This is a genomic window from Nguyenibacter vanlangensis (assembly GCF_013376155.1).
Classification (GTDB): Bacteria; Pseudomonadota; Alphaproteobacteria; order Acetobacterales; family Acetobacteraceae; genus Gluconacetobacter; species Gluconacetobacter vanlangensis.
Genome location: NZ_JABXXP010001033.1, coordinates 1 through 782 on the forward strand (window position 1 = coordinate 1; position 782 = coordinate 782).

Annotated in this window: 1 protein-coding gene; it reads right to left on the bottom strand. The window is 69.7% G+C overall.

Features of this window, described 5'->3' with window-relative positions; translation table 11 throughout:
* Positions 1 to 140 precede the first annotated feature (140 nt).
* On the bottom strand, positions 141 to 782 hold a 642-nt coding region (locus HUK84_RS21025), incomplete at its 5' end, for a nucleoside hydrolase (RefSeq protein WP_176641904.1).

The window sequence follows — 782 nt, forward strand, 5'->3', positions numbered from 1 at the left end:
GTCGAACGGCGCCAGCCCGCGCGCGGCCCGCACCGCCCGGTCGCGCAGCGCGGGATCGTTCAAGTCGCCCTCGGGCAAGTTGGTCTCGGGCAAGTCGCCCTCGCGCGGATATGCGTCGGCGGCCGGGGTCGCATTCTGGTTCACGGCGCAATCCTCCCTGCGGCATCGGCGAAATCCGCAACGAAACGCGCCCGGTCGATGGCGGTGACGATCTCGACCGGCCGCTCGCCCATGTGCGGGCGCGTCTGTTCCGGCCAGACATGGGCATAGCCGCGATTGGGCCCGTGGGCCAGGTCGACATCCATATAGGCCGAGACCGAGCCTGTGACGATCGCGGGATCGACCGCGATCGCCGCCGCCAGCTCGTCCCACATCGGCTGGGGATGATAATATTGCGTCAGATAGCGGCTCAGCCCGCCGGCATGCCGCGTCGCCCGCGCCAGGATCTCGGGCGTCATGCGCAGCGGGTTCGCCACCCCGCCCACCGAAACGATCTTCGGCCACGCCGCCGTCAGCGTGATGTCGGCGGCCTCGGGATCGAACATCAGGTTGAAATCGGTATAGTAATCGGCGCTGGCGGTCACCTGGCCCAGATTGCCGTCCACCAGCCCGCCCATGAAGACCAGTTGCCGGCACAGCCCGGCGAATTCCGGGTCGAGGCGGATCGCCAGCGCCAGGTTGGTCATCGGCCCGGCCGCCACGATGGTCACCTGGTGCGGATGGGCATGCACCTGGCGGATCAGGAACAGCGCCGCCGTCTCGCCGGCCGGCCGGCCGGCCGG